This is a genomic window from Amycolatopsis sp. MJM2582 (assembly GCF_000754115.1).
Taxonomy (GTDB): Bacteria; Actinomycetota; Actinomycetes; order Mycobacteriales; family Pseudonocardiaceae; genus Amycolatopsis; species Amycolatopsis japonica.
The window spans coordinates 197233-220603 of the sequence record NZ_JPLW01000003.1 but is presented as its reverse complement, the minus strand read 5'-3'; the positions used below and the strand labels follow the sequence as shown (position 1 = coordinate 220603).

Here is a 23371-nt window from a genome sequence, read left to right as displayed (position 1 = left end):
CGCCCGCCCCGCACACCCGTACCGACAGCGGCGGCTCCCCGAGCCACACCGGCGACGGCGGCGGCTCGCCCCGGACGCACGGCGGCGACGGCGGCGGTTCACCCACCCCTCGTTCCGACCCGTCGCCCGGTCATCACGGCGGCAACGATGGCGGCAGCCCCACCAGGCCGACCGACAGCGGCACGACGACCAGCGGCACCGCGCCGACGGCACCGCGTCTCGGGGACGCGGGCCCGTCGCACGTGCCTTCACAGCGCGGCGGTTCCGGCGGCGACGGTTCGCCCGGTGTCCCGCCGCAGGGCCAGCCGATGGCGGGCGGCATGCCGCCTCAAGGCGCTCCGGGCGGCACCCCCGGCGGCACTCCGGGTTCGCCCGGCGGCAGGCCGCAAGGTGGCGGCTGGACGGGGACGCCCGGTTCGCCGCGCACCCCGGACCCGCACGCCCCGCGGACACCCGACACCCACACCGGTCCCAGCCGCGGTCCCGGTCAGACCGGCCCCGGCGGACGGCCCAACCAGCCGCATCAGCCGCAGCCGGTCGCCCGTGGCAACGACTTCGGCCCCGGCGCCCAGCCGCACACCGGCACTCCCGGCACCCACGGCCCGGGCAACCGGCCGGGCGGCACGGGTCCCGGCAACACCGGTCCGGGCGGCCGAGGCCCCGGGGGCCACTCCGGGCCGCCGCACTCGCCGGACGGCCACGGCCCCGACGGGCACGGCCCGCGCCAGGACGGTCACCCCGACGGTTCGCCGCACGACCGCGGCCCCGACGCCGAGCCGGATCGTCCGCTGACGCCGGACGAGGTCAACCAGCGGCATTCCGAAAGCACACCCGCGGGCAGCTCGTACCACCGCGGCGACTCGGACATGGGCGACCTGCCGCACCGCGTCCAGCCGGATCCGGACGGCCGCTACACCGTCGACGTGCACGTCACGCCGGACGGCCATGCCCGTATCGGCAACCGCACCTACACGCCGGAAGAGTTCGCAGACATCCTGCGGCGCAACGGGGATTACGACGGCCGCCCGATCAGGTTGATCGGCTGCGACGCCGGCTCGAACGACTTCGCGCGCCGTCTGTCGCGGGAACTCGACACCGAGGTGATGGCGCCGAGCAAGCCGGCGTGGACCGACTCGAACGGGCGCGTCTTCTCGTCCGACTACGAGATCGGCCCCGACGGCCGCCCCCGGCCCAAGATCCCGCCGAACGGCGATTGGGACGTCCACAGCCCCGACGGCACCGCCCGCCGGGCGAGCGACGACGGCTTCACCCCGGACACCACGCACGCCGACAAGCAGGACGTCGACGCCGACAGCGCCCGCAGCCGCGGCGACGGCGACGAACCGCCGGACGCGGACGACAACACGACACCGGACCGGCAGGGCACCGAGCCGCCGGATCGCGACCATCCGAACCGGAATCCCGAATCCCGTCAGCAGGAACGGGATCTGCTGGACGAGGACCGGCAGCAGCAGCGCCGCCAGAACCCGCAGCGGATCACGGACTTCACGCCGGAGTCCGTCGGCGAGCCGGTCCGGGTGCGGCCGGACAACCCGGAGCCGGGCGCGCCGCGGGCTCCCCGTCCGGACGAGCCGTTCCCCGGGAACCAGCGACTCGAGAACAACCGCAGCTACGAGGTCCGCGACAGCGACGGCACCCTGCGCGGGACTTACCACACCGACGGCACCGGCCGGGTCACGCATATCGACACGAACCAGCCGAACGTCCCGCACCGGCTGTCCGACGGCTCGCCGAACCCGGACTACCGGGCGAACCCGGATCTGCTGCACCCCCGTCCGGACACGACGTACCGGGTGGAGATCGACGGCGAGCACCAGGTGTTCCGCACCGGTCCCGACGGGCTCCCCGAGCCCGCCGTCCGGTTCCACCGGCCCGACTTCCCGGCGGACAGGCACGTCGACATCGGGCCGGGTCATCCGGACTCACCCAACCCGCCGAAGCCCGGCCAGCCGTTCGTCGCCCGCACGGACCTGCAGGAGAACACCGCCTACCGGGTGCACGACACCAACGGCGACTACCGGGGCACCTACTACACCGACGGCAACGGCCGGGTTCGCTGGGCCGAGGTCGAATCCGGCCGGATCGCGCGGACGAATCCCGATCTCGCGAACATGCCGCGCGCCGACATCGGGGAGGTCCGGCTGGTCCAGCGGATCGACCCGGACGCCGAGGTCCCGCCCAATGTGCGCAACCCGCAGGATTTCGAGGGCTCGACGCAGCGAAAGGTCCCCCTCGACAAGAACGAATCCTTCTTCGACAGGCACACGCCGCCCCTCGAAGCGAATTCGCGGTACGTCGTCGAGAGCGAATACAAGGACGGCGACAAGACCGTCACGAGGCAGCGCGCGGTCTACTGGACCGACGAACACGGGAACATCCGGCTCGCCGAGACCTACCAGCCGCATCACCCGGACCTGAACTACCCGAAGCCGAACATGGTCTACAACGTCGACGGCGGACGGTTCGTGTACGAGACGGGCCCGGAGGTCGGCAACCGGCACGGCACGCGGTCCTACGACACCGACACGGTCGCGGCCACGAGCAACGACCTGGAGCGTGCGGACAAGCACGAGATCGACCGGCGCGACGAATCCTCGCAGAAGCGCGGCGGCGGGGTCGAAGGCAAGGAACCGGAGCTGGACGCCGACGGCAACCCGACCGGCCGCAACATCAACAAGTACGACGGCGGGCATATCGCGGGCAACCAGTTCCGCGGTCCCGGCGAGCTGCTCAACATGCTCGGCCAGTGGCGGGCGCAGAACCAGGGTCTGCACTCCGCCGGAGACGCGCATTGGTACGCCTTCGAAAGCGACCTGTCCGACTTCCTCGATCCGGCCAAGCACACGGACGGGCTCAACCGGAGCATCGAACAGGTCGATACGTACGCGCTGCGCGCGGACGGCGACCGGGCACCGCACACCTTGCAGGTGCGGTGGGTGGAGAATGTGACCGACGCGGACGGCAACGTGGTCCGCACCGTGCGCATTCGGAGTTTCCCGAATGTGCCACCTAGCGCAGGGGGCGGTACGTGATGGCGATCGACGCCACGCAACGGCAAGAGCTGACGAACGCCGTGGGCATCGCCCTCGTCGACGCGGCGCCCGAGGGCTGGCGGCGCATCGACCTGATGTGCCTCGCCAACATCGACGTGCACGACCTGTCGCTGACGGTGCTGCTCGCGGACGGCTCCAACCCTGCCGTGCTCATTCCCGACGAGGTGCGCCAGAGCCTGCTCCGGCTCCGCGAAGGGATGCACGAACCCGACAAGGGAACGTGGTTCTCTTCGCGGGTGATCATCGACGCGCCGGGGACGATCTACGTCAAGTACAACTACGACTGGGATCCGTTGTGGAACCCGTCGATCGCGACCGAAGGCTGGGCGCGTGACCTCGAGGCGTTCCCGCGCGACGAGGCGCACATCCCGGATTGGCTGAACGAGAAACTGGCCGAGGCCGGAGCCGCGGAGGAAGACCGATGACCACCGCACAGGAACCGTTCGGTGCCAAGGAACAGGACGAGCTCTGGAGTCTGGTCTCCAACCTGGTGACCAACTTCTGCCCGGTGGACTGGTCGCAGGTGATGATCACCTACCGCGCGGTCGGGGAGTACACCGAGCTTTCGGTGATGGTCCGCCGGGCCACCGACGGCGGACTGAACCTGTGGACGCCGCGGCCGGAACTGGCCGGCCTGCTTTCCCGTCTGCGAGCCGGGATGTACCGGCCGGGCCGGGGGACGTGGAGCGAGACCACCGCGCACGTCCACCTCGATTCGCGGATCGAGTCGACCTACGTCTGGGATCAGGAACCGTCGTGGGACGGCGAACCACCCGCCTCGGCGTTCGTGCGGGAGCTCGCCGACTTCCCCCGTGACGCCGGGATGGTGCCGGACTGGCTGGCCGACCGGGCGGGCCGGGCCGCCGTCGCGACACTCGCCGGACACTCCGACGCGGACATCGCGGCCAAGGAAGCTCTGGCCGCGGCTAGTCAGGCCGCGATCGAGCTGGAACTGGACACGAGCCGCTACCGGATCGGTGAGGTCGCGGACGGCGCGTGGTGCCTCGTTCCCGAAGAAGGCCGCTGGGCGGTGTTCTGGGCACAGGGAGAAGACCGCTTCGCCCGGGCCGAGTTCGCCACCGCGTGGGAGGCCGCGCGGTACTTCACCGGTCACCTGTACCTGAATCGGCCCGCCTTCCGCGACGAACTGCCGCCGGACGCCAAGCGACCGACGTCGGCCTGGCCGATCCAGCCGATGAGCGATGACGGCGGGCTGTCGCTGTACGAAGGGAAACGGCTGGTGACGCTGCCGCCGGGAACCGAGATGGACCGCTACGGCGACCCGTCGGGCAACACGCTGTTCGCCGCCCGCACCGAATTCACCCACCGGTCGCACAAAGCCGAGCGGGCGGAGCGGGAGTACCACGTCTATCGGCTGGTGCGACCGGTGCGCGCGATCACCGGTACGGCCGTCGCCTGGTACGAGCAGGCCGGCGGCGGTACCGCGTACGTCCTCGCCCGGTCGGTCGCGGACCTGCTCGCCGACGGCTCCCTCGTGGAGATCCCGCAGGCGACGACGCAGCCCCCGCCGCCGCGGAGCTGAGGGGAGCATCGATGACCACGCCGCCCGGGCCGCTCGGCCCGGAACAGCAACAGCAGATCGTCGCCCAGATCGGCAACGGCCTCGCGTCGATGGCCCCACCCGGCTGGCGAAGGCTGCGGACCGAGCACCGGGCCGTCGGGAGGCATCTCGAGACCGACGTGCTCATCACCGGACCGGACGGTACGACGCAGCCGATCGCGGCACCGCCGGAACTGGTCCAGCTCCTCGGCACGCTGCGGGCCGGGATGTACCAGCCCGGCCAGGGCACCTGGCTGGCCGCGACGCTGACCTTCGACGCCGCTCAAGGCACCTCCGTCGATTTCATGCTCGACCAGGAGCCGGTTTGGCGTCGTCCCCCGCCGCCGATCGGGTTCCAAGACGAACTGCGGTTCTTCCCGCGGACCGAGCAGTACATCCCGCCGTGGCTGCGGCAACGGGCGGGTCTGGCGCCCTTGCCGGTGGCCACCCCACCCGCGGAGACACCGGAAGCCTTGAAGTCGCCGCGGGTCCACGACGGCCTCGACGAGTCGGGCCGCCCGGTGGTGAACCGTGAGCCGCTGTCCACGGCCGAGCGGGACCGGGTGCTGCGGTACCTCGACGGCGCGCCGGTCGTGCTGGCGTCGCGGACCTACGACGCCGACGCCTTCGACCCCGACCGGGAACCGTTGGTGCCGTTGAACTTCCGCACGGACGGCCGGTGGTACTGGCCGGGCGCGGTCGCCTACTACCTGCGCGAGCACGACGTCGCTCCCGATCCCGAACTCCTCGGCCACATCCGGGCGTTGCGGTTCACCCTGCCCGAGGTCGGCGAGCCCGAACGGGAACTGGCGGTCGCCGCGATCACCGGCCGTCCGTCCACTTAGGACTCAAGTGTTCGAGGCCGATCCGCGGCCGGAAGATGCCACCTGACGGATACGTCACGTGACAAGTTCGCGGTCCGGGTACTCTTGACGGCGTCGGCGAAGGCGACCAGGGAGCACACATGGCACGGGGGAACATCGGCAGGGTCCGGGCGACCCGCTCCGCCGGGATGCTCCCGGTCGTGCTGGCACTCACCTCGGCCGCGCTGCTGACCGGCGCCGCCGTCTACACGGTCGACCGCGCCGGCTGCGTGGACCCGGGTCAGTACATCCGGCACGACAACCACATCGAGCTCGTCGGCGGCTGCGTCGACGGCTCGGAGCTGCCCGCCGCGCCGCAGGGGACTTCACACGAGGCGGACGCGAAGACCGGCGTCACGCCCAGCAACTTCCGCCCGTAACCGGGCGCTTCCTCCCACCACACCGCGCTGACCAGCGCGAAAGGAGCAAGGGACCTTTGCTGTCATTTGCTTAGCATGGCTACGCGAACGACAGCAAAGGTCCCTTGCTCACTCTCCGGGCCCGGCGGCGGTCAGCCCAGGGCGCTCGCCAGATCGGCGACCAGGTCGCTGCCGTCCTCGATCCCGACCGACAGCCGCAGCAGGTTGTCCGGCACCTCCAGGGTGGACCCGGCGGTGCTCGCGTGGGTCATCCGGCCCGGGTGCTCGATGAGCGACTCGATCCCGCCCAGCGACTCCGCCAGGATGAACAGCTTCGTCTTCGACGCGGCCTCGAGAGCGGCCTGCTCGCCGTCGACGTGGGTGAACGAGATCATCCCGCCGAAGCGCCGCATCTGCTTCGAGGCGACCTCGTGGCCGGGGTGCTCCGGCAGCCCCGGGTAGTAGACCCGCTCGACCTTCGGGTGCTTCAGCAGCATCCGGGCGATGAGTTCGGCGTTGTCGCTGTGCCGCTCCATCCGCAGCGCGAGCGTCTTGATCCCGCGCAGGGTCAGCCACGCGTCGAACGGGCCGGGGACCGCGCCCGCGGCGTTGCGCAGGTAGAACAGCTGCTCGCGCAGTTCGTCCTCGTTCGTCAGGATCGCGCCGCCGACGACGTCGGAGTGCCCGCCGAGGTACTTGGTCGTCGAGTGCAGGACGACGTCGGCACCCAGCGAAAGCGGGTTCTGCAGGTACGGGGTGGCGAAGGTGTTGTCGACGACCAGGCGGGCGCCGGCGCCGTGCGCGACCTCGGCCAGCGCGGCGATGTCGGCGATCCCCAGCATCGGGTTCGTCGGCGACTCGCACCAGATCAGCTTCGTCTCCGGCCGGATCGCGGCGCGGACCTCGGCGATGTTCCCCAGATCGGCGACCGTGTGCTCGACGCCCCACAGGCTGAGCACCTTGTCGATCAGCCGGAAAGTGCCGCCGTACGCGTCGTTGCCGAGCACGAGGTGGTCTCCGGGCCGCAGGGTCGCCCGCAGCAGGACGTCACTGGCCGCCATCCCCGACGCGTACGCCAGACCGTGCCGCGCGCCTTCGAGCGCCGCGAGCGCGACCTCCAGCGCGGTGCGCGTGGGGTTCGCGGTACGGGAGTACTCGTAGTCACCTTCGCGCGTGCCGCCGACGCCGTCCTGCGCGTAGGTCGAGGTCTGATAGATCGGCACGATGACCGCGCCGGTCCGGGGATCAGGGGTCTGCCCGGCGTGGATCGCGCGCGTCTCGAAGCCCAGCAGAGAGTAATCGTCGGCCATACCCCCAAGGGTACGGCCACCCACTCGAGATCCCATCGTCTGGGATTGAACTCACCACTGCGCGGGTGGTTGTCCCTGCTGCTGGGCACCGGGAGCCGGCGGGTATCCGGGCTGCTGCGGGTACCCGAAGTTCTGCGGGTTCGCGGCCGTGTTCTTGGCCGCCAGCCAGCGCCCCGTGGGCGGGATCAGCGCCAGCACTAGGGTCACGATCGCCGGGATCAGCACCACGAAGAGAAGCCAGCCGAAGCCGAAATGCAGCATCACGCCGCCGTACGAGAAGTAGAAGCTCGAGCCGATCGCCCGGAACAGGAAGGTCAGCACCACGAACCCGATCGCGCCCGCGGACCCGATCACGGTGAGCACCCGTCCGGCGCGTTTGCGCACGAGCAGCAGGATCCCGCCGCCCAGCAGCAGAGCCGCGCTGACGAAGTCCAGCACCGCCCCCACCACGAGGAACGAAATGACGTAATGCGAGAGCTCGACGACGTGGGACACGACCCCGGCGAGGAACCAGAGCCCGCCGAGGATCGCCAGGACCCCGGCGATGATCCCGGTCGCCCCGCTCGGTTGCCGCGCCATGCCCGGCGGCGGATAGGCACCGGGTGCCGGATAGCCGCCCTGTGGCGGGTAGTGCTGGAAAGTCATTTCTCCCCTTTGCCGAATCTTCGTTCCACCCCGGGCTACCAGCCGGGAAGCCGATCCTGCTTCGACGGCTCGTCGTCGTCACGCCGCCGCCCCTCCAGCCAGTCCGAAGTCGGCCTGATCACCGACAGCACCAGCGCGGTGAAGGTCATCACGAACAGGAGGAACGCGACCACCTCGCCCGTCACCAGCGGCTCTCCGTCCACTTCGGCGAAGAAGTACGCGCGGACCGCGCCGTTCGCGAGCAACGTCGCCACCATCGCGAGCGCCGTCCCGGCGACGACCAGTGTGCGGCCGAGTGTCCTGCGCAGCAGCAACAGGACGCCGCCCACGAACAGGGTCGCCGTCAGCACCCCGTTCCACGCCGTTCCGGCGAAGTACTGGGGAGCCGGTCCGAGAAAGGCGAGCTGCCCGACGAAGGTGCCCGCCTCGGACAAGTACCGCATGCCGCACAGGATGGCGAGGACGGCCGCGCCGATCGCGGTCCCCGAAGACTGGTTCTGACCCATCGAACTCCCCCAAGCCGAGCCGGACGGCTCAGGATCTCACCATCCGCCCTGCTGGGGAAACTGATTCTGCGGCCGGTACGGCTGCACCGGGGCGGGCCGCCAGCGCAGGTACCTGAACGTCGGCGGGAGCACCGCCAGCAACAGCGCCACCAGGCCGAACACGACCATGGCCAGCCGGAGGACACCGTCGAAGGTGGCGAACCGGAGCAGGATGTCGAGGTGGATCCGGTACGGCACGCGGAACGCGATCGGCTCCAGCACGACGGCCAGGATGGCGAGCAGCGAGCCGAGGATCAGCAGGATGGCGCCGATCAGCGACCGGAAGAACGTCGTCAGCGCGCCCATCAGCAGGAACAGCGCGGCGAGCAGGTACAGCACCAGCTCGACGAGCGCGAAACCGGGCAGGTTCGAGAGGCTGAACCCCGACGGGAGCTCGATGAAGTAGCGGATGGGGATGAAACCGGACGCGAGCGCCCCGACGAGACCGAGCACCGCGGCGATGATCGCCGTCGCCCCGGACGGCTTGGCCTGCGGTGCGGGATACCCGAAACCTGGCGGTCCGGGCTGCTGGGCGGGATATCCGTACGGACCGGTCACGTCGCTCCCGTCGGGCCAGGTGTGGGTTGACCGCGCTCACCCTAGTCCGCGTGCACCGGCCCTGGCAGGCGAATCGGTATACCCCGGCCAAAACGGAACACCCCCGGCCACGGGCCGGGGGTGTTCCGTACGAAACCGTTCAGTGGCGGCTAATCACCACTGCTGCGGGGGCTGACCGGGCTGGCCCGGCTGGCCGAAACCGCCGCTCGGCGGACCCTGCTGTCCGGGCTGCTGCCCGAAACCGCCGGGCTGCTGCGGAGCCTGGCCGAAACCACCCTGCGGCGGCTGACCGGGCTGGGCGAACCCGCCGCTCGGCGGACCCTGCTGGCCGGGCTGCTGCCCGAACCCACCGGGCTGACCCTGCTGCGGGAAACCACCCGAAGACGGACCGGGCTGTCCGGGCTGACCGAAGCCACCCGGCTGCGACTGGCCGAACTGTCCGGGCTGGCCCGGCTGCCCCGGCTGGCCGAAGCCACCCTGCGGCGGACCGCCGAAACCACCGGGCTGACCGCCCTGCGGGGCACCCAGCACCGAACCGCCGCCACCGAGGCCGACGAACTGCGCGGTCGCCGGGATCAGGCCCAGCACACCGACGATCAGGATCACGATGCCGAGGAGCAGGTGCAGCAGGCCACCGCCGATACCGGCGCTGTCCCTGGCGGACGGCGGCAGCTTGTCCAGGAAGTCCGACGACGGGGACGAACCGCTGAGCAGGAGGACGCCGAACAGCACCAGCAGCGCGCCACCGGCGGCGACGACGATCGGCGCGATCTTCTTCACCGTGCCGGGGAGCTTGCCCGCGAGGGCGAGCCCGACACCACCGGCGAGCGACGCGAGCGAGCCGACCAGAAGCATGATCACGTAGAACCAGATCGCGCCCGGTCCGACCAGTCCCGCCTCGTCGAGGAACTTGTCGATCTGTTCCTGGTTCGGAGCGCTGTCGAAGACCTTCGAGTAGTCGCTGGCGTCACCGAAGTAGACGAACGAGACGATCAAGGCGATGAGGCCGAGCAACGCCACGACGCCGCCGGCGATGAGCCCGAACATCTGGTTGCCACCGCCCCCGCCCGCCGCGGCGGGGCTGTAACCCGGCGGCGGCCCGCCGAAACCGGGCTGCTGGCCGAAGCCGCCCTGCGGCGGTCCGCCGAAGCCCTGCTGCGGCTGACCGAAACCGGGCTGCTGCTGGCCCTGCGCCGGGTCGAACCCGCCCTGCTGGGGCTGGCCGAAACCCTGCTGCTGACCGAAGCCGCCCCCCTGGGCGCCGTAGGCACCGGCGGCCGGGTTGTCGGCCGCGCTCGGCGGCGGGGCGTACGGGATGGCGGGCGGCTGCGAACCCGGCGGCACGAGCTGGGTGGACTCGGCGGTGGGGCTTTCGCCGCCGCCGCTCACCGGCTGCACGACCTGGGTGGCGTTCGCGTCGCCGGAACCCGGCTGGACCGGCTGCACGACCTGCGTGGGCTCCGGCGTGTCGCCGAACCCGCCGCCTTGCTGCTCATGGGAAGGCTGCCCGTACTGCGGCTGCCCGTAGTCGGGCTGGGCCGGCTGCCCGGGCTGCACCACCTGGGTCGGTTCCGGGGAACCGAACGGGTTGTCTTGCTGCGGCTGAGGGCCACTCGGGGGTCCCTGCGGTGGCTGGGCGCCACCCCAAGGCTGATTCGGTGGCTGCGGAGCACTCATTTGGGTCTTGAACCCCCTTGACGAGGACATAAAAGTTCAACTCACCGGACACGCTATCGGATAGCCGGGCGGGCCGCTCGTAACGCCCCGGCCCGACCATCCGATGAAATGCCTCTTTACCGTCCCGCGAGAAACGCGAGCAGGTCGTGCCGGGTGACGACCCCCGCCGGTTTGCCGTCGACCAGCACCAGCGCACCGTCGGCGCCCGAGAGCGCGTTCATCGCCGCGCTCACCTGTTCACCGGCGCCGATGGTCGGCAGCGGGGGCGACATGTGCTGCTCGAGCCGGTCGGCGAGCTGGGCCTTGCCGGTGAAGAGCGCTTCGAGCAGGTCGCGCTCGTTGACCGCGCCCACGACCTCGGCAGCCATGACCGGCGGCTCCGCGCTGACCACGGGCATCTGGCTGACGCCGAACTCCGAAAGGATCGCCACCGCTTCGGCGACGGTCTCGTTCGGGTGACTGTGCACGAGGCTCGGCAGCGAGCCGCTCTTCTTCATCAGGACGTCGCCGACGGTCGCGCCGCTGGAGTCCGGCGGCAGGAAACCGTAGGAGGACATCCAGCTGTCGTTGAACACCTTGGTGAGGTAGCCGCGGCCGCCGTCCGGCAGGAGCACGACGACGACGTCGTCCGGGCCGAGTCCCTCGGCGAGCTTGAGCGCTGCGGCGACGGCCATACCGCACGAACCGCCGACGAGCAGCCCTTCTTCGAGCGCGAGGCGGCGGGTGATGTCGAAGGAGTCCGCGTCCGACACCGCGATGATCCGGTCGGCGATGTCGCGGTCGTAGGTGTCCGGCCAGAAGTCCTCGCCGACGCCCTCGACCAGGTACGGCCGTCCGGTCCCGCCGGAGTACACCGAACCTTCGGGGTCGGCGCCGACGACCTGGACGCGTCCGTCGCTGACCTCCTTGAGGTACTTGCCGGTGCCCGAGATCGTGCCGCCCGTGCCGACGCCCGCGACGAAATGCGTGATCTTGCCCTCGGTCTGGCTCCAGAGCTCCGGGCCGGTCGAGTGGTAGTGGCTGGCGGGGTTCTCGGGGTTGGCGTACTGGTTCGGCTTCCAGGCGCCTTCGATCTCACGGACGAGGCGGTCGGAGACGTTGTAGTAGGAGTCCGGGTGCTCCGGCGCCACCGCGGTCGGGCAGACCACGACGCGGGCACCGTAGGCCTTGAGCACGTTGCGCTTGTCCTCGCTGACCTTGTCCGGGCAGACGAACACGCACTTGTACCCCTTGCGCTGCGCCACCATGGCCAGCCCGACGCCGGTGTTGCCGGACGTCGGCTCGACGATGGTGCCGCCGGGCTTCAGTTCGCCGGACCGCTCCGCGGCTTCGATCATCCGCAGCGCGATGCGGTCCTTGACGCTGCCGCCGGGGTTGACGTACTCGACCTTGGCCAGGATGAGCGGCTGCAGCCCCTCGGCCAGTGCGTTCAGCTTGACCAGAGGGGTGTTGCCCACGAGGTCCACGATGTGCTCGACGTATTCCACTCCCACAGCCTAAACGCCGCAGGTCGTGATGTGTCCACTCAACCAGGCGGCGTGAAAACCGCACTTTCGGAGAGTGGCGTGGGTCGCGTTCGCCTTTGACCCGCACCTCCCTCCGGTGGAGGATGCGGGGTGAGCAACCGCTTAGCGCGTCTGGATCGAGAACAAGGGAGTGTCGTTCCATGCCCGAAGCCGTCATCGTCTCCACCGCCCGATCCCCGATCGGCCGCGCCGGCAAGGGATCGCTGGTGAGCATCCGTCCGGACGACCTCACCGCGCAGATGGTCCGCGCCGCGCTCGACAAGGTCCCCGAGCTCGACCCGACGCAGATCGAAGACCTCATGCTGGGCTGTGGTCTCCCCGGCGGCGAGCAGGGCTTCAACATGGGCCGGGCCGTCGCCGTCGAACTCGGCTACGACCACCTGCCCGGCTGCACGATCACGCGGTACTGCTCGTCGAGCCTCCAGACCACCCGCATGGCGCTGCACGCGATCAAGGCGGGCGAAGGCGACGTGTTCATCTCCGCCGGCGTCGAGACGGTTTCCCGCTTCGCCAACGGCAGCTCGGACTCCTGGCCGAACACGCACAACCCGCTGTTCGCCGACGCCGAGGCCCGCACCGCGCAGGTGGCGGCCGAGGGCGCCGACAGCTGGACCGACCCGCGCGAGAACGGTGCCCTGCCGGACGTCTACATCGCGATGGGCCAGACCGCCGAGAACCTGGCGCGGCTGAAGAACGTTTCGCGTGAGGAGATGGACGAGTTCGGCGTCCGCTCGCAGAACCTCGCCGAGAAGGCCATCGCCGACGGCTTCTGGGCCAACGACATCACCCCGGTGACCCTCCCGGACGGCACGGTGGTCTCGAAGGACGACGGCCCGCGCGCCGGAGTCACCCTCGAAGGCGTCTCCGGCCTCAAGCCGGTCTTCCGCCCCGACGGCCGGATCACCGCGGGCAACTGCTGCCCGCTCAACGACGGCGCCGCCGCGGTGATCATCATGTCCGACACCAAGGCGAAGGAACTCGGCCTCACGCCGCTCGCCCGCGTCGTTTCGACCGGGGTTTCGGGGCTGTCGCCGGAGATCATGGGCTACGGCCCGGTCGAGGCGTCGAAGCGGGCGCTCGAGCGTGCCGGGATGTCCATCGGCGACATCGACCTCGTCGAGATCAACGAGGCGTTCGCCGCGCAGGTCATCCCGTCGTACAAGGACCTCGGGATCGACCTCGACCGGCTGAACGTCAACGGCGGCGCGATCGCCGTCGGCCACCCGTTCGGCATGACCGGCGCGCGGATCACCTCGACGCTGATCAACTCGCTGCGGCACCACGACAAGCAGTTCGGCCTCGAGACGATGTGCGTCGGTGGCGGCCAGGGTATGGCGATGGTGCTGGAGCGCCTCTCCTGACCCGCTGACCTGCGAAAAGAGAGCAAGGGACCTTTGCTACCACTCGCTTAGCGTGGCTAAGTAAGCGATAGCAAAGGTCCCTTGCTCTCTTTTTCGTGCCCTAGTGGGTCATGACCGGCGGTGCCGCGGCGACCTCACCGTCGGCCGCACCCTCCGGCACGGCGGGCCTGGTCTTCGGCAGGAACGCCGCCGGGATCAGGCACAGCGCGAGCAGGATCATCGACCACAGGAACGTCGTCGAGAACGCGTCCGCGGTCAGCCCCGAAGCCGCTTCGCGCGTCGCCGGGTTCATCACCGCGGCCGTCGCGGCCAGCTGCCCCTGCGCGGTCGGCACGCCGAACTTCCCGGCGAGCAGCGCCGCCAGGATGATCGACAGCACGGCCGAGCCGATCGCCCCGGCGGTCTGCTGCAGGATGTTCGTCGCCGTCGACGCCTTCGCCATGTCCTGCGACTTGAGCGTCTGCAACGCGGCCGAGGTGATCGGCATCATCGTCGCGCCCATACCGAGCCCCATCACGAACAGCGCCGAAAGCAGCAGCCAGTACGGCGTCGCCGCGGTGATCTGGGTGAAAGCGATCAATCCGGCGAGCATCAGCACGAGACCGGGCAGCACGATCTTCCGCGCGCCGATCTTGTCCGCGAACCGGCCGGCGATCGGCATGGTCAGCATCGCGCCGACACCCTGCGGGGCGAGCAGCAGGCCGGCGTTCATCGCCGATTCGCCGCGCGCCAGCACGAAGTACGTCGGCAGGAGCAGCATCGCGCCGAAGAACGCGACACAGAAGAAGGTCATCGTCACCATGGCGACGGAGAACGACCGGTTCTTGAACAGCTTCAGGTCCAGCAGCGGGTTCGTGACCCGGTTCGCCCGGAACACGAACGCCACCAGCAGCGCGACCCCGGCCAGCGCGGGCAGCCAGACGTCCACCGCGCCGACACCGCCCGCCGCCGGGATGTTCGAGACGCCGAAGATCAGCGCCGCCAGACCCGGCGAGACCATCAGCATGCCGACGAAGTCGAACCGCTCACTGGGTTCCGGCCGGTCCTTCGGCAGCAGGCGCCAGGCCATCGCCATGGTGATCAGGCCGATCGGCACGTTGATGTAGAAGATCCAGCGCCAGCTCACCGCGTCGACCAGCCAGCCGCCGAGGATCGGGCCGCCGATCGGGCCGAGCAGCATCGGCACCCCGAGCACGCCCATCACCCGCCCGATCCGGTGCGGACCGGCGGCCCTGGTCAGGATCGTCATGCCGGCCGGCATCAACATGCCGCCGCCGAACCCCTGCAGGACCCGGAAGATGATGAGCGATTCGACGTTCCAGGCCATCCCGGCGAGCATCGAGCCGATCAGGAACAGCCCGATCGCGGTCATGTAGAGCCGTTTGGTGCCGAACCGGTCCGAAGCCCAGCCGGTGATCGGGATGACCGTCGCCAGGGCGAGCATGTAGCCGGTCGCGATCCACTGGATGGTGTCGAACGAGGTCTGGAACTCGATGGTCAGTTTCTGGAGCGCGACGTTGACGACCGTCGTGTCGAGGATCGCCATGATCGCGCCGAGGATGACGACGCCGGCGACCTTGAGCACGCCGGCGTCGAGTTTGTCGCCGCCCGGTGCGGCCGGGCTTTGCGTTGACATGAAAGGTCCGTCCCCTGGTACTGAGTGGACGCGACAACCCCCGTGGTCGCGACTACGAGATCGACGCCCGGCGAAGCGCCGGGCCTTCCCCAACCGAGCTTGTGCCTGAGGGCGCAAGCTCAGGTATGTAGCCGAGGGTAGCCGAACACGGGTTTTACCTGCCAACTTTTTCCCTGTATGCGGGCCGAAAGGGCAGACCCGCGTACAGGGCGTGACGAAGAGTGATCAGCAGACGCTGTCGGCCGGAGCCGGATTGCCGAGCCCGAACAGCGGCCGCAGCTTGAGCCCGATCCAGGTGCCGCCGAGCGCGAAGACGCCCCACAGCCAGCCGTGGAGGCTGCCGACCGAGATACCGCCGAGGTAGGCGCCGATGTTGCAGCCGCCGGCCATCCGCGCGCCGACGCCCATCAGGATCCCGCCGAGCACCGCGGCCACGGCGGTCCGCCACGGGATCGAGCTGTGGATCTTCCACGCGCCCGCCGCCGCGGCCGCGACCCCCGCGCCGATCATGATGCCGATGTCGGTGAGGCTGTTCTTGTCCTTCCAGATCGGCCCCGCCAGCGAAGCCGCGTTCGCCTTGATCCGCCAGAACTCCCAGGTCTCGGGGTGCAGGCCGAACACCTGCAGGATCTTGGCGCCCCACAGGCTGAACGCGCTCGTGACACCCCAGATCCCGCCGGAGACCAGGAAGACCGCGCCCGCCAGCACACCGAGGACGACGGCGCCGACGAGGATCGGCCAGGAGCCGCGGTAGATCCGGGCGAATCCGCGCGCGGTCGGGACGACGTCGACCGGCGGCGGGTTGCGGCGCTTCTGCACGAACCGGGTCCCCAGCACGATCGCGGCGAGGACGGCGACGGTGATCACCCACGAACCGAACCAGCCGACGTGGTCGGCGAGCAGGACACCCTTGAACTCGGGCCAGCCCGACAGCAGCGGATACGCCCACGTGTAGAGGACCGATCCGGTGATGAACCCGCCGAGGGTGAGCACGATCGTCGACTGCCCGGAACCGACGGCGAACAACGTTCCCGACGCGCACGCACCACCCAGCTGCATGCCGATGGCGAAGATCGTCGCGCCGACGAACAGCGCTAGTCCCAGCCCGCCCGCGGTCGGTTTCGGTGTGCTGCCGAAGAGCCCGGAACCGGTGCCGACGATCAGCGCGATCAACGTCGCGGCCGTGCCGAGCAGCAGCGTGTGCGCCCGCAGGCCCTGGCCGTTCCCGACCGCGATCAGCTGCCGCCAGGCCGAGGTGAATCCGAACCGGGAATGGAAGAGCGCGAGGCCGAGCAGGAGGCCGAGGATGAGCAGCACGCCGAACTTCGCGCCGTGCGCGGCCCAGACGTACCAGGTCAGCCCGATCGCGAGGGCACCCGCGACCGCCAGCGGCACGACCTTGACCGGTTCCTCCGGTTGCGGGACCGGGGCGGCGCAAGAGGTCGGGAAGTCGAGGAGTTTCTTCTCACCGGCTTGGGTTTCCGTCGTCGCCACCAGGACTCCTGATCGATCGGCGGGGTGGGGGACGAGCAACGTTAGGACCGGTGACCGTCCGATCGCAGCCCGTCCCACACTGTGCGACGAACGGCGGCTCCGACGCGGCCGGATGGCGGGGTGGTAGCAAAGGTCCCTTGCTCCCCCGGCACGCGTTTGGCTTCGGTGCCCTCGCAGGACGCCTCGTCCGAAACGTTGGCGATCTTCACCAGTTCCGCGTCCTTGGCGGGGTCGGAGCAGGACACCTTCTGGTAGCCGGCGGTCTGCGAGACTTAACCCTTGAGGCAGTCGCCCTGTTTGACGTTGGGCATGAGGCACAGCTTGTACGAGATCCGGCCGGACATCGAGACGCTGTCGTAGCCGCCCTCCGGGCAGGACTCGCCGCCGCCCACTCGGGCGGCGACCTTGACGTTCGCCTCCGGCGCGCCGCAGTCGATCTGCTTCGGGTCGTCGGCCGTCCGGGAGAATTCGGTCACGCTCAGGCAGTCGCCCGCCTGGGCGCTGCCCGTCCCGGTGAAGTGGTTGAAGAGGAACAGGCCGCCGCCGATCACGACGACGAGTACCGGGATGGCGAATCTCAGCCAGGTGAGCTTGGACTTCTTGGGTGCAGACGGCTGCCCGAAGACGTCGGGCTGGGCCACCATCCAGCCTCCCGAAAGGGTGAAAGTCCCTGGTGGAGGTCGCTATTTGAGGCTCTTCACGCAGACCGTCGACGGCGGCGTCGAGTAGCTCTTGAGATGGGTGGCTTCCGTGTCGTCACAGGTCGCGACACCGTCGACCACCTTCAGGACCTCGGCGTCCTTCGCACGGTCCGAACAAGAAACCTTCTGATAGGCCACGCTGTCGGCGAGGAAGTTCTCGAAGCAGTCGCCCTGCTTCGCGTTGATCATCATGCAGAGCCGGTACGAGGCGAACGTCTTGTCGACGGTGAGCTGGTCGTATTCGCCCGCCGGGCACGCGCCGCCGGCGTCGGTCTTCGCCCCGGCCTTCGCGTTGGCCTCGACGGAGCCGCAGTCCGCCTTGGCCGGATCCTCGTCGACATCGCCGAAGGTGGTGACCGCGTAGCAGTCGCCCACCCGGACGTCGTCCGTGTTGGAGAGATAACCGATGATCCACGAGGACGCGCTGAGCACCACGATCGCGACCGACAGCAGGATGCCCAGCCAGAACCACTTGGAACGCCTGTGTTCGGTCATGCCAGCAGGGTATTCGCCGCCACGGAAAAGGGCGCCCCGATCGCTCGGAGCGCCCTTTCGCGGAGAATCCGCGTCAGTCGTTTTGGAAGTACGACAGCAGCCGCAGGATCTCGAGGTACAGCCAGACCAGCGTGGTCATCAGACCGAAGGCGGCGAACCACGCCCACTTCGACGGCATGCCTTCGCGGATCATCCGGTCGGCCTGGTCGAAGTCGAGCAGGAAGCTGAACGCCGCGACACCGATCACCACGAGGCTGAAGATGATCGCGATCGGCCCGCCGTCACGCAGCGGGTTGAAGCCGAAGAAGCTGGTGATGAGGTTGACCAGCATCAGGATCGCGACACCGACGACGGCGCCGATGATCCACTTCGTCAGCTTCGGGGTGACCTTGACCGCGCCGGTCTTGTAGACGACCAGCATCGCGACGAAGACACCCGCGGTACCGATGATCGCCTGCAGCGCGATACCGGGGTACAGCGCCTCGAAAAGGCCGCTGATCGCACCGAGGAAGACACCCTCGGCCGCCGAGTACGCCAGCGTGAGCGGGCCGCTCGGCTTCTGCTTGAAGATGATCACGAGCGAGATCACGAGGCCGACGATCATGCCGCCGACGAGGGCGCCGATCACGCCGCCGCTGATACCGGTGATCCGGCCCGCGGCGTCCGTGGGCAGCTGACTGAGCGCCCAGATCCCGGTGAGCACACCGGTCACCAGCGCGGTGCCGAGGCTCAGCGCCGTCTTGATGACGACGTCGTCGACGGTCATCGGACGGTCGTCGGCGCCGGCGGAGGTCTGCGGAGGGCCGTAGCCGGGCACGCCGCCCTGGGGTTGGTTGAAGCCTACGTTGGGTCCGTACTGAGCCGCGCCACGCGGCAGGTTCCGGAACGCCGGGTTGCTACTGGATCGCACCTGATCCTCCTGGATCTACTGGCACCTGCATCGGGTTCAACGACCGCGAGGGCCGCCCGGTTCCCGTCGAAGTAAAGACGACTTTACTCACAATCGGCGCGACGCCCATCCCCCACACCGTATGCGGCGGAGATCACCGACCGTTCACCGATACCCCACCTGATGCCCTATTGCCAAAAGCGCTGCTCACAGGACACTCTCCACGTTGCGTGTTCGGATAATCACCGAAGGCGTGTCGGGGAACCTATCGATCGTGTGACCTGCGTCGACGTACAGGCGTCGACGGCAGAGCACGGCCAAAGGAGTCAACACACCATGGGGTGGACCACACGCCCGAGCGTGCGTTCGCGCGCCTTGACCAGCCTGATCGCGACGTGCCTGCTAGGCGCCTTGTCCGCCACCGTCGCGGCGACACCGGCTTCGGCCGCCAAGGAGGAGGGCGTCGGCTACCAGGTCACGCCCGGCCAGACGGTCAGTGACAAGCCCAGAGAGCGCGACTGGCTGGGCTCCTACGTCGTCAACGGCAAGCACGTGTTCTGCGTCTCCTTCCAGCTGAAGGCGCCGGACACCAACGAGAAGTACCAGCCGGGCGACGAACTCCTCGACAAGTGGGGCGCGAAGCTCCCGGAGGACACCGCGGCCAACATCTCCTATCTGCTGCTGCGCTACGGCGGCACCAAGGACAACGCCGAGGCCGCCGCGCTCGCGCACCTGCTGCACTCGTGGACGTCGAAGCCACGTTCCGCCGACGACCTGAAGCCGAGCCTCCCGCCGGAGAAGGTCGGCTACGACGTCCAGAGCCACCTCGACAAGCTGAAGGCGCAGCACGCCGACGCCGCGACGGCCGTCGAGAAGCTGACCAAGGACGCCGAAGCCAACCGCGGCCCGTGGACCACCGCGATCGCGCCGCCGAAGGAAGACCAGCACATCGGCACCGCGGGTGAGTGGACGATCAGCGTCAAGAACGCCAAGGGCAAGGGTGTCTCCGGCGTGCCCGTGCAGCTCACGCCTTCGAACGCGACCATCGGCGGCGGCGAGAGCACGAAACCCGCGTCGACCTCGAACGCCAAGGCCGAGAAGGCCACCACGGTGAAGACCGGCGAGGACGGCACCGTCACGGTAAAGGTGACGCCGACCGGTGACCAGCCGAAGCTGGCCAGCTCGCTGTCCGCCCCCGCGGACCGGCCGTACGTGCAGTTCCCCGTCGAGACCGGGGTGCAGAAGGTCGTGTCGACCGGTGGCGAGAAGGAACTGAAGGCCCAGGGGGTCGCGGTCGTCGCGAAGCCGGGCAAGGTCCAGGTGACCAAGGTCGACGCGAAGACCGGCAAGGGCATCGCGGGCGCCGCGCTGCGGATCACCGCCAAGGACAAGTCCACCGCCGCCGTCGGCCACGACGGCAAGCCGCTCAACGGCGCCGACGGCAAACCCGCCGTCGTCACCACCGAAGGCGAGAACGGCACGGTCACCGTGGAGAACCTGCGGACCCCGCAGGAGATCTGCGTGGTCGAGGTCAGCGCGCCGCCGGGCTACACCAACGCGTTCGACCCGAAGAATCCGCCGTCCGCCTGCGGCGAGCTCAAGCCGGGTGAGACGCTGGCCCTCAAGGTCGCCAACACGCCCAACGAGGTACCGCGCACCATCCCCGCCGGTGACCGGCCGGTGGCGATGATGCAGGGCACCGTCGAGAACTCGGCGTCGACCGCCGGCATCCTCGGCGTCGGCGCGCTCGCGCTGCTCGGTTCGGTGATGGTGGGCGTGGCCGCGCGGCGGTCTTCGCGACGCTAAGAGGGTTCAGGAATGTCAGTACGACGCGGGTTCGCGCTGGGAGCGATCACGGTCCTGTGCGCGGACCTCGTCGCGGCCCTGCTCATCTGGCCGCCGACGACCGTGGTGACGGGGACGGCTCAGCCCGTCTCCGTCACCGTCGCGGGTGGCGCCCCCGCCGCGCCCGCACAGCAGGAGGTCCCGCCTCCGCCGGACATCGTCCCCACGACCCCGACGTCCGCTCCGCCGCCGTCGTCGAAGGAGCCTGAAGCCCCGAAGCCGCAGGGCCCGGGGACGATTCGGCTGCCCGCGGGCGGCGCGGCGAAACTCGTGCGCAAGGAACTCGGGCCGGGCGCGGAGCTTCCGGTGCCGGAGAACCTCGGCGAAGTGACCTGGTGGGGCGCCGAGCTGAGCTCGGCCACCGGGGCGAGCGTGTTCGCCGGGCACGTGAACTGGAAGGGCGCGACGGGCCCGTTCGCGGAACTGTGGACCGAGCGGATCGGCGGCGCCGTCACCGTGGTCGACAAGGCCGGGAAGTCCTGGCAGTACAAGGTCTCCCAGCTGATCACGCTGAAGAAGAACGAGCTGCCGCAGCGGGCGGACGAGTTGTTCGGCCAGTCCGGTCCACATCGGATCGTCCTCGTCACCTGCGGCGGCCGCTGGGTCGGCGGGGAGACCGGCTACGCCGAGAACCGGGTCGTCATCGCCGACCCGGCCTAGTTACCCGTGAGTAACTTCACCGGCGCCGTGGTGGTCCTCGCCGTCCCGATGCAGCAGAATGCCGGGGGACGCGGGCGAGCACGGTGAAGGGTGAGGCAGATGGCGACTTTTCTGGTGACCGGGGCGACCGGACTGATCGGGCGCCAGTTCACCCGGCTACTGCTCACCCGGGACGACGTCGACAAGGTCGCACTCGTCGTCCGCGCGTCATCACGGGACAAACTCGCGAAACTCGTGAACGCCTGGCCGCATCCCGAACGCGTCACCCTCGTCACCGGTGACCTCGGCGAGCCGCTGCTCGGCGTCGGCGAAGAGGATCGAGAGAAGCTTCGCGGCGTCGACCACGTCGTGCACCTCGCCGCCCTGTACGACCTCACCGCCGACGACGAAGCCAGCATCAAGGCCAACGTCGAAGGCACCGCGCAGGTGATCGCGCTCGCCGCCGAACTGAACGCCGGCTGCCTGCACCACGTGTCCTCGGTCGCCGTCGCCGGTGACCACGAGGGCATGTTCACCGAGGAGATGTTCGACGTCGGCCAGCGGCTCCTCACGCCGTACCACCGCACGAAGTTCGAGGCGGAGCGCCTCGTCCGCGAACAGCAGGACGTGCCGTGGCGGGTGTACCGGCCCGCGGTCGTCGTCGGGAACTCCGAGACCGGCGAGATGGACAAGATCGACGGCCCGTACTACCTGTTCCCCGCGATCAGCAGGCTGGCCGGGCTGCCCGACGTGCCGATCGTCGGCCCCGACCTCGGCGACACCAACGTCGTCCCGGTCGACTACGTCGCCGAGTCACTGAACGCCCTGGTCACCACCAAGGGGCTCGACGGGCGCGCGTTCCACCTGGTCAACCCGGAGCCGCAGCCGGTCGTGTCGGTCTACAACGCCTTCGCGAAGGCCGCGGGCGCGCCGACCATCTCCGTGCAGCTCAACGAACGCGTGTCCAAGGGCATCGTCAACCTGGTGAAGCTGAGCGAGCACATCCCCGGCTTCACCATCGCGCGCGACGCCGTGATGGAGCGGCTCGGCATCCCGCCGGTGCTGCTGGAGACCATGGCCTTCCCGTCGGTGTTCTCGTCGGCGTCGACGCGCAAGGCACTCATCGGCTCGGGTGTCGAGGTGCCCCGGATCGAGGAGTACGCGCCCACCCTGTGGCGCTACTGGCGAGAGCACCTGGACCCGTTCCGCGCGCGCAAGCATGGGCCCCGCGGCGAGCTGGACGGCCGTCGCGTGATCATCACCGGCGCGTCCTCGGGGATCGGCCGCGCGACCGCGATCAAGGTCGCGGCGGCGGGCGGGGTGCCGCTGCTCGTCGCGCGGCGTCGTCACGAACTCGAAGAAGTGCGGGACGAGATCATCGCCGCCGGCGGCACGGCGTCGGTGTACCCGGCCGACCTGACCGACGAGGAATCGGTGCACAAGGCTGTCGACGCGATGCTCGCCGAGCACGGCCGGATCGACATGCTCGTGAACAACGCCGGCCGCTCGATCCGCCGGTCGATCAAACTGTCGTACGACCGGTTCCACGATTACGAACGCGCGATGGCCATCAACTACTTCGGCGCGGTGCGGCTGATCCTCGCGGTGCTGCCGCATATGTCCGAGCGGAAATTCGGGCATATCGTCAACGTCTCGTCGATCGGCGTGCAGGGAATCGCGCCGCGCTTTTCGGCGTACGCGGCGTCGAAGGCCGCTTTGGACTATTTCTCCCGGATCGCCGCGACCGAGACCCACGGCGACGGAATCACCTTCACGACCATCCACATGCCACTCGTGCGGACGCCGATGATCCGGCCGACGAAGATCTATGACGCGTTCCCGACCAAATCCCCGGATCAGGCCGCGGACATGGTGATGAAGGCACTGCGGGAACGTCCGAAGCACATCGGCACGCCCGCCGGGCAGGCGATCGGGCTCGCGTACACGCTCACGCCGGGGCTCACGGATGCCGTGGCCTACCAAGGATTCCGCGTGTTCCCGGATTCCGCGGCCGCGGGCGGCGAAGGCGGACTCAAGATCGGGAAGGGCGAGCAGCATCTGTCCCGTGCGGCGATGGCGCTCGCCCGGCTCAGCCGCGGGTTCCATTGGTGACACTGCGCACACGGGTGGCGGCCGTTCAGGTGAGGGATCGCAGCTGAGAGACGACACACGTCGGTGAATCACCAAGCCTGA

19 protein-coding genes and 1 pseudogene are annotated in these 23371 nt (G+C 69.5%); 9 read left to right on the top strand and 11 right to left on the bottom strand.

Annotated elements, in window-relative coordinates; all coding sequences use genetic code 11:
• From ED92_RS43755 to ED92_RS19750, 5 genes and pseudogenes are all read left to right on the top strand, one after another.
• A pseudogene (locus ED92_RS43755) lies at positions 1-3053 on the top strand (hypothetical protein); the annotation flags it as partial.
• Positions 3053-3499 carry a hypothetical protein gene (locus ED92_RS19765; protein WP_037340815.1) on the top strand — a complete coding sequence of 149 codons (447 nt, stop codon included), beginning with the start codon at positions 3053-3055 and terminating at the stop codon, positions 3497-3499. The pseudogene ED92_RS43755 and the gene ED92_RS19765, both read left to right, overlap by 1 nt.
• Positions 3496-4617, top strand: a complete 1122-nt coding sequence (locus ED92_RS19760; RefSeq protein ID WP_037340813.1) for a TNT domain-containing protein — start codon at positions 3496-3498, stop codon at positions 4615-4617. Before ED92_RS19765 ends, ED92_RS19760 begins: the two co-directional genes overlap by 4 nt.
• A gap of 11 nt (positions 4618-4628) precedes the next feature.
• A complete protein-coding gene (locus ED92_RS19755; RefSeq protein WP_037340811.1) occupies positions 4629-5480 on the top strand; it encodes a hypothetical protein in 852 nt (283 codons plus the stop codon).
• Positions 5481-5599: 119 nt separating this feature from the next.
• A complete protein-coding gene (locus ED92_RS19750; RefSeq protein ID WP_037340809.1) occupies positions 5600-5878 on the top strand; it encodes a hypothetical protein in 279 nt (92 codons plus the stop codon).
• Positions 5879-6009: 131 nt separating this feature from the next.
• On the opposite strand, the gene ED92_RS19745 is transcribed toward ED92_RS19750, so the two are convergent.
• The 6 genes from ED92_RS19745 to ED92_RS19720 all read right to left on the bottom strand — a co-directional run bounded on the left by ED92_RS19745 (position 6010) and on the right by ED92_RS19720 (position 12079).
• A complete protein-coding gene (locus tag ED92_RS19745; protein WP_037340807.1) occupies positions 6010-7167 on the bottom strand; it encodes a cystathionine gamma-synthase in 1158 nt (385 codons plus the stop codon).
• 51 nt (positions 7168-7218) lie between these two features.
• Positions 7219-7812 (bottom strand): hypothetical protein, encoded by a 594-nt coding sequence (locus ED92_RS19740; protein ID WP_037340806.1) that lies wholly within the window; start codon positions 7810-7812, stop codon positions 7219-7221.
• A gap of 35 nt (positions 7813-7847) precedes the next feature.
• On the bottom strand, positions 7848-8318 hold the full coding sequence (locus ED92_RS19735; protein ID WP_037340804.1) for a hypothetical protein: 471 nt from the start codon (positions 8316-8318) through the stop codon (positions 7848-7850).
• A gap of 36 nt (positions 8319-8354) precedes the next feature.
• Positions 8355-8915 carry a hypothetical protein gene (locus tag ED92_RS19730; protein ID WP_037340802.1) on the bottom strand — a complete coding sequence of 187 codons (561 nt, stop codon included), beginning with the start codon at positions 8913-8915 and terminating at the stop codon, positions 8355-8357.
• Positions 8916-9068: 153 nt separating this feature from the next.
• Positions 9069-10475 (bottom strand): hypothetical protein, encoded by a 1407-nt coding sequence (locus tag ED92_RS19725; RefSeq protein ID WP_037340799.1) that lies wholly within the window; start codon positions 10473-10475, stop codon positions 9069-9071.
• A 233-nt stretch (positions 10476-10708) separates the two neighbouring features.
• Positions 10709-12079, bottom strand: coding sequence for a cystathionine beta-synthase (locus tag ED92_RS19720; protein WP_037340797.1), 1371 nt, complete (start codon positions 12077-12079; stop codon positions 10709-10711).
• Positions 12080-12258: 179 nt separating this feature from the next.
• Here ED92_RS19720 and ED92_RS19715 point away from each other — a divergent pair, with 179 nt between their 5' ends.
• Positions 12259-13479, top strand: coding sequence for an acetyl-CoA C-acetyltransferase (locus ED92_RS19715; protein ID WP_037340795.1), 1221 nt, complete (start codon positions 12259-12261; stop codon positions 13477-13479).
• A 100-nt stretch (positions 13480-13579) separates the two neighbouring features.
• Here the strand turns inward: ED92_RS19715 and ED92_RS19710 are convergent, their stop codons facing one another.
• The 5 genes from ED92_RS19710 to ED92_RS19690 all read right to left on the bottom strand — a co-directional run bounded on the left by ED92_RS19710 (position 13580) and on the right by ED92_RS19690 (position 18715).
• Positions 13580-15115, bottom strand: coding sequence for a DHA2 family efflux MFS transporter permease subunit (locus ED92_RS19710; RefSeq protein ID WP_037340793.1), 1536 nt, complete (start codon positions 15113-15115; stop codon positions 13580-13582).
• A 225-nt stretch (positions 15116-15340) separates the two neighbouring features.
• The gene (locus tag ED92_RS19705; RefSeq protein WP_037340791.1) at positions 15341-16609 is read right to left on the bottom strand and encodes a YeeE/YedE family protein; all 1269 of its coding nucleotides are present in this window, start codon (positions 16607-16609) and stop codon (positions 15341-15343) included.
• Positions 16610-16881: 272 nt separating this feature from the next.
• Positions 16882-17253, bottom strand: a complete 372-nt coding sequence (locus ED92_RS19700) for a hypothetical protein (protein WP_235213336.1) — start codon at positions 17251-17253, stop codon at positions 16882-16884.
• Between the two features lie 39 nt (positions 17254-17292).
• Positions 17293-17805, bottom strand: a complete 513-nt coding sequence (locus tag ED92_RS19695) for a hypothetical protein (protein ID WP_037340790.1) — start codon at positions 17803-17805, stop codon at positions 17293-17295.
• A gap of 73 nt (positions 17806-17878) precedes the next feature.
• Positions 17879-18715 carry a Bax inhibitor-1/YccA family protein gene (locus tag ED92_RS19690; RefSeq protein ID WP_037340787.1) on the bottom strand — a complete coding sequence of 279 codons (837 nt, stop codon included), beginning with the start codon at positions 18713-18715 and terminating at the stop codon, positions 17879-17881.
• A 315-nt stretch (positions 18716-19030) separates the two neighbouring features.
• Between ED92_RS19690 and ED92_RS19685 the strand changes: the two genes are divergently transcribed.
• The 3 genes from ED92_RS19685 (at position 19031) to ED92_RS19675 (ending at position 23290) form a co-directional block, all read left to right on the top strand.
• Positions 19031-20500, top strand: coding sequence for a SpaA isopeptide-forming pilin-related protein (locus tag ED92_RS19685; protein WP_037340784.1), 1470 nt, complete (start codon positions 19031-19033; stop codon positions 20498-20500).
• A gap of 12 nt (positions 20501-20512) precedes the next feature.
• Entirely contained in the window at positions 20513-21199 is a 687-nt protein-coding gene (locus tag ED92_RS19680) for a class F sortase (RefSeq protein WP_037340782.1), read from the top strand.
• Between the two features lie 99 nt (positions 21200-21298).
• The gene (locus tag ED92_RS19675) at positions 21299-23290 is read left to right on the top strand and encodes an SDR family oxidoreductase (RefSeq protein ID WP_037340779.1); all 1992 of its coding nucleotides are present in this window, start codon (positions 21299-21301) and stop codon (positions 23288-23290) included.
• Positions 23291-23371: the final 81 nt, after the last annotated feature.

Excerpts from the sequence above, each read along its gene's own strand:
- ED92_RS19765 (WP_037340815.1), top strand. The coding sequence starts at position 3,053 with ATGGCGATCGACGCCACGCAACGGCAAGAGCTGACGAACGCCGTGGGC.
- ED92_RS19760 (WP_037340813.1), top strand. The coding sequence starts at position 3,496 with ATGACCACCGCACAGGAACCGTTCGGTGCCAAGGAACAGGACGAGCTC.
- ED92_RS19755 (WP_037340811.1), top strand. The coding sequence starts at position 4,629 with ATGACCACGCCGCCCGGGCCGCTCGGCCCGGAACAGCAACAGCAGATC.
- ED92_RS19750 (WP_037340809.1), top strand. The coding sequence starts at position 5,600 with ATGGCACGGGGGAACATCGGCAGGGTCCGGGCGACCCGCTCCGCCGGG.
- ED92_RS19745 (WP_037340807.1), bottom strand. The coding sequence starts at position 7,167 with ATGGCCGACGATTACTCTCTGCTGGGCTTCGAGACGCGCGCGATCCAC.
- ED92_RS19740 (WP_037340806.1), bottom strand. The coding sequence starts at position 7,812 with ATGACTTTCCAGCACTACCCGCCACAGGGCGGCTATCCGGCACCCGGT.
- ED92_RS19735 (WP_037340804.1), bottom strand. The coding sequence starts at position 8,318 with ATGGGTCAGAACCAGTCTTCGGGGACCGCGATCGGCGCGGCCGTCCTC.
- ED92_RS19715 (WP_037340795.1), top strand. The coding sequence starts at position 12,259 with ATGCCCGAAGCCGTCATCGTCTCCACCGCCCGATCCCCGATCGGCCGC.
- ED92_RS19710 (WP_037340793.1), bottom strand. The coding sequence starts at position 15,115 with ATGTCAACGCAAAGCCCGGCCGCACCGGGCGGCGACAAACTCGACGCC.
- ED92_RS19700 (WP_235213336.1), bottom strand. The coding sequence starts at position 17,253 with ATGGTGGCCCAGCCCGACGTCTTCGGGCAGCCGTCTGCACCCAAGAAG.
- ED92_RS19695 (WP_037340790.1), bottom strand. The coding sequence starts at position 17,805 with ATGACCGAACACAGGCGTTCCAAGTGGTTCTGGCTGGGCATCCTGCTG.
- ED92_RS19685 (WP_037340784.1), top strand. The coding sequence starts at position 19,031 with ATGGGGTGGACCACACGCCCGAGCGTGCGTTCGCGCGCCTTGACCAGC.
- ED92_RS19680 (WP_037340782.1), top strand. The coding sequence starts at position 20,513 with ATGTCAGTACGACGCGGGTTCGCGCTGGGAGCGATCACGGTCCTGTGC.
- ED92_RS19675 (WP_037340779.1), top strand. The coding sequence starts at position 21,299 with ATGGCGACTTTTCTGGTGACCGGGGCGACCGGACTGATCGGGCGCCAG.